Annotated in this window: 5 protein-coding genes; 4 read left to right on the top strand and 1 reads right to left on the bottom strand. The window is 65.9% G+C overall.

All coding sequences use genetic code 11. The features are described from left to right. Positions 1-84: 84 nt before the first annotated feature. The 3 genes from AC1DYI_RS26415 to AC1DYI_RS26425 all read left to right on the top strand — a co-directional run bounded on the left by AC1DYI_RS26415 (position 85) and on the right by AC1DYI_RS26425 (position 3,195). Positions 85-1,278 carry a choice-of-anchor tandem repeat GloVer-containing protein gene (locus tag AC1DYI_RS26415; RefSeq protein ID WP_477207104.1) on the top strand — a complete coding sequence of 398 codons (1,194 nt, stop codon included), beginning with the start codon at positions 85-87 and terminating at the stop codon, positions 1,276-1,278. Positions 1,279-1,302: 24 nt separating this feature from the next. Next, the gene (locus AC1DYI_RS26420; protein ID WP_477207105.1) at positions 1,303-2,493 is read left to right on the top strand and encodes a choice-of-anchor tandem repeat GloVer-containing protein; all 1,191 of its coding nucleotides are present in this window, start codon (positions 1,303-1,305) and stop codon (positions 2,491-2,493) included. Between the two features lie 204 nt (positions 2,494-2,697). Beyond that, on the top strand, positions 2,698-3,195 hold the full coding sequence (locus AC1DYI_RS26425; RefSeq protein WP_477207106.1) for a hypothetical protein: 498 nt from the start codon (positions 2,698-2,700) through the stop codon (positions 3,193-3,195). Positions 3,196-3,274: 79 nt separating this feature from the next. Here AC1DYI_RS26425 and AC1DYI_RS26430 read toward each other — a convergent pair whose 3' ends face one another. Then, entirely contained in the window at positions 3,275-3,904 is a 630-nt protein-coding gene (locus AC1DYI_RS26430) for a hypothetical protein (RefSeq protein WP_477207107.1), read from the bottom strand. A 522-nt stretch (positions 3,905-4,426) separates the two neighbouring features. Between AC1DYI_RS26430 and AC1DYI_RS26435 the strand changes: the two genes are divergently transcribed. After that, a partial coding sequence (locus tag AC1DYI_RS26435; RefSeq protein WP_477207108.1) for a hypothetical protein occupies positions 4,427-4,959 on the top strand: 533 nt, incomplete at its 3' end.

Consider the following 4,959-nt stretch of genomic DNA (forward strand, 5'->3'; position numbering starts at 1 on the left):
CGGTTGGTCCGTCGCAGGCGTGCCCTCCTAGAGTCGGCTCCGTGGCCATGTCGGCCCAGGGAGACGCTCATGAAGAGTGCCATCGTGTTCACGTCGCTCGCGCTGGCCTGCACCCTGGCGCAAGCCGCGGGCGGCAAGACATGGAAGTACGAGCTGCTGCATTCCTTCAACCCCGCCGTGGATGGGTCCGCTCCCACTGCTGGGCTGACTGAGGCGGACGGCGCCTTCTGGGGAACCACGTCCTTCGGCGGCCCCGGGGAGGGCGCGAGAGGCAACGTCTTCAAGTTCGTGCCCGGCAGCAAGCCGGTGGTGATGCACACCTTCCGCGGGCGCGATGGCGCGAGCCCGAAATCCGAGCTGCTGGCCGTCGGCCGCAACCTGTATGGCACCTTGGAGGGCGGCCTCGTGAGCGACCAGGGCGGGGTGTATCGCATTTCCACCCTGGGGGCGTTCAAGGTGATGAACGCCTTCAGCACCGCAGAGGGCACGAAGCCCACCGCGCCGCTGATGCAGGCGACCGACGGCAACTTCTACGGCACCACCAAGTGGGACGGCCCGGGCGGCCACGGCAGCGTGTTCCGGATGACACCGGCCGGCGTGGTCACCGTGATTCACTCCACCTTCGAGAGTGGCTTCGTCTCCGACAAGGGGCCGCTCGTGCAGCACACCAACGGGTTTCTCTACGGCACCACCGATGGTGAAGGCGTGCACGCCGCCGGCTCGGTGTTCAGGGTGAGCATGAGCGGCATCTACCAGCTCGTGCACTCGTTCCTCCCGCCCTGGGATGGCATTGGCGGCGACCCGCAGGGCTGCCAGCCGAGCGCTGGCTTGACGCTCCTGGCCAATGGAAACCTGGCGGGCGTGGCCACCAACTGCGGCGGGGGCGTCGGGTACGGCACGGTGTACCGGGTGGGGCCGTTCGGCCCGGTCAGCCTGCTGCACGCGATGGTCGATGGCGTGGACGGCATCGTGCCGGTTGGCGAGCTCCTGCAGCGCAGCGATGGTGTTCTCTGGGGCACGGCCGTGCGCTGGACGAGGTTCCCCGAGCTCGGCGGCTGCGGCAGCGTCTTCGCCCTGAAAGAGGATGGTGGCCAGTTCGGCGTGCACCACGTCTTCCACCCCACCGACGACGAAGACGATATCGACGGCTGCCAGCCGCGCGGCCGGCTGCTCAGCGCCAAGGACGGCGCCATCTACGGCACCACGACCGCCGGCGGTGCCTACAACGGCGGCACGATCTTCCGCCTTCGCCGTGTGAGCGGCCTTTCCGATCGTTGAACAGAACACCTTCAGGAGCCCCTCATGAAGCGCACCATCGCCTTGATCGCATTCGCCGTGTCCTGCGCCCTGGCCCAGGCGTCGGGCGGCACGCGTTGGGAGTTCGAGCACCTGTATTCCTTCAACCCCGCCAGGGGAGATGGCTCCACCCCGCTGGCGGGTTTGGTCGAAGCGGGCGGCGCCTTCTGGGGAACCACCAGCGTCGGTGGCTCCGGGCGGGGCGCGAGCGGCACTGTCTTCAAGTTCGTGCCTGGCACCTCGCCGGTGGTGATGCACACCTTCCGCGGTGGCGATGGCGCGACGCCGCAGGGCGAGCTGCTGGCCGTCGGCCGCACCCTCTATGGCACCGTGCAAAGCGGCATGCTGAACAACTACGGCGGCATCTACCGCATCTCCACCTTGGGCACCTTCAAGGTGATGCACAAGTTCGTCGAGGAAGAGGGCACGAACCCCAGCGCGGGCCTGGTGCGGCACTCGAACGGCAATTTCTACGGCACCGCGGTGGGCGGCGGCGTCAACTACGGCGGCCTGGGCACGGTGTTCCAGATGACGCCCGCCGGCGTGGTCACCGTGCTGTTCTCCGATTTCGAGGGTTGGTATGCCGGCCCCAAGGGCCCGCTCGCGCAACACGTCGATGGGTCTCTTTACGGCACCACCTCCACCCAAGGCCCGCATGGCGGTGGCTCCGTGTACAGGATCACCACGGCCGGCACCTACGAGCTCAAGCATTCGTTCAAGAACCCTGAGGACGGGGACCTGCTGGGGTGTCAGCCGCTCGCTGGTCTCACACCCATTGCCGGCGGCAACCTGGCTGGCGTGGCGCCGTCATGCGGTGACGATATCGGGGGCACCGTGTTCAAGGTTTCGGTCGGCGGCGTCGTCAGCCTCGCGCATGACATGGTCCTCGGTGTGGATGGCATCTACCCCGAGGGCGGGCTCGCGCTGAGGGAGGGCTTTCTCTGGGGCACGACGAGGTTCTGGGACGTCCAGGTCCTCTTTTACAAAGGCTGCGGCACTGTCTTCGCGATGTCGAAGACCAACAAGCTCGGCGTGCACCATGCCTTCGCCGAAGACGGCTCAGAAGGCTGCGAGCCGCGCGGCGCGCTGTTGAGCGCCAAGGATGGTGCGATCTACGGCACCACGAGCCGCGGCGGCACCTTCGACGCCGGCACGATCTTCCGCCTTCGCCGGGTGAGCATTCCACCCGGGCCGTGACCAGGTTCGATGTATCGCTCGCCGCGCCTCGGAGCATCGGCCGCGCGCCCGAGCGTGGCCACTGATGCTTCACCTATGATCRCCGACGCGACAAACGGGGTCACCCAGGAGCTTGAGGCGCTGAAGCCGGTGGGGCCTGTGTGACCAGTGCCTGGGCCAATGGGAAGACGAAGAATCGTGAAGCTATTTGGATGGACTGCGGTCGTGATCGCACTGGCCACATCGGTGCCGTTCGCGAGTGYCCAGTCGGACCCTGAAGCGGTGGCCTACGCGCACAAGTTGGGGTCCCAGGAAGTCTGGAAGAACGCCAAAGCGGGGAAGGTGCAGCGTTTGCTCGTCGAGTTGAATGTGGGCTTTCTGACGACAGTGATCGCAAGAGAGCGGGTCGCGATTTCTGATGAGACCGATCGACGAAGGTCTGCTGCCGGCGGCTCCAAGGAAAGCATCGATGCCATCGATGCCGACGCGAAGGTCCGCGACGCGGCCGCCGTGGCCAAGCTGAAGAAGCAGCTGCGCGCAGTCAAGGACGCCGCATTTCCCGATGGCCAACTCGCGGGTGCCCGGGTTGTCTACGATTTTTCCGTTCTCCCGATCGTGATCGTAGAAGTGCCAGACCTGAAGGCCTTGGTGGCCGTACTCAGCGTGTCGACCGTTAGCTTGGTCAACATCGACGGGCCGGTCTATCCTGCTGCAGCAAATTGACCGGGTCGCCGGCAGCCGATGAGGGCAGCGCAGTCAGCACTTGGCCGCCTGCGCCGCCCACGTGGGCTCAGCTATCGCCTCAGTTCGGCGGCAGCTGATCCTTGTCCCCTGGCTGCGCCAGGCTGCCGTCCCTGCGGAAGCGAACCGGTGCCGCTTCAGCCGCCTTCAGCGCGGCCGCCTTGGTTTGTTCCCAGGCGTCATCCTGGGTGCCTTCGCCGGCGATGTTGAGCTGCGAACACGTGCCGAGCTTGGCAATGCGGGTGTTGCCCTTGGCGACCCAGTTGCCATAGGCACCGTCCTCGACCCATTCATTCCAGTGGCCGAAGCCTTCGTCCTTGGTCGTGACCAATTCCCACTGGATGGCGTCCTTGCCGCGACCCGTCCAGAAGTCGCCGATCATGAAGATCTGGTCACCCTCTTGGCGCCAGAGCCCGATCCAGCGGTTGTAGGTGGTCGAGTACCACAGCCCCGTCGTGTTGCTGCCCTGCACCGGCCCCTGGACGAAGCAGATGTTCTGCGTCGCCCATTGGGTGTGGGTGCTCGCCGTGTCGTCGTAGAAGGTGATCGAGTACAAGGTCCCGGGCGCCGCAACCTGGTCGACGGCTGGGAAGTGTTGCGGTGTCGCCTGTGCCACCCCGATGGTCGCGCCGGCGACGGCCAGCCAGCTGAGGAGTTGCTTCACAGCGTTGGATTGGAAATTGGCGTTCATGCTCGTGTCCCGTTGAAGGTCTTGAAGGCGCCATGGCAGGCRCGCTGTCCCCAGAGAAGTGACACGCCGAACCGGTTGGGGAAAGGTCCTCAGTGGCGACTGCCGTCACTCCCTGTCTTGAAGGACGGAGTGGCGACGGAAAAACCGGACATCGGTCCCTAGATCGTGTGGTCTCCTAGGGGTGTTCGTCGCGCTCACCGTACGAGACGCCGGTGCGCTTAGCGGCGCGCAACCGCGGCGCAGTGGGACTTGTTCGAGCGCCACGTCACCGGCGGCAAGCGTGGCAGCTCAGGCCTGGCACCTGTTCCGCGCGGCTGCTCGCGCAGGCGCAGGGAGGCCACATAGCGATGAGCAGCCAGCGACGAGACCCGAGAGGCACCTCCGTGGCGGAGCGGCTGCCTCGGCTGGCGCCGCCCTCGAAGACGCTGTGATCGCCATGCTGACCCGGACAACGTGCCCCCTAGAATTCACTGTTCATCTGGAGGGAACCCATTGAAAACCAAACTCATTCGAGCCGCCGCGTTGACGCTGGCGGCGTATGGCGCTGCCGCCAGCCAAGCTGCGCCGACCTATGGCTGCAAGGTGCTGGACCAAAACGACGCAAGCTACGACTTCACCTCGTCCCGCGCGATCAGCAACAAGGGCCACATCGTCGGCTCAGTGGGCACGACGGAGGGCCGGTTCGGCGCTTTGTGGCGCGGCAAGCAGGTGCAGCTGCTGACGGCGATGGAGGCGGCCTCCGACGTCAATGACTTCGGGCAGGTCGTCGGCTACAGCAGTGGGACCCTTCCGGTGATGTGGCAGGAAGGCTCCGCCACCGTACTGCCGGCGCTGCCGTCAAGCACCGATGGGCGGGCGATACCGCAGGGGATCAATAACAAGGGCCACATCGTTGGCGTCAGCTCGAACGGCACCAATCCTTGGCTCGGCGTGGTGTGGGTGGATGGCCAGATCAAGGCACTACCCTTCACGGCGAAGTACAGGTCGTCCAGTGCCGGTGCCATCAACAACTTCGGCGACATCATCGGCAGCGTCGAAAGCGCGACGGATAAGGG

This window comes from Ideonella sp. P3_A4 (assembly GCF_056403075.1).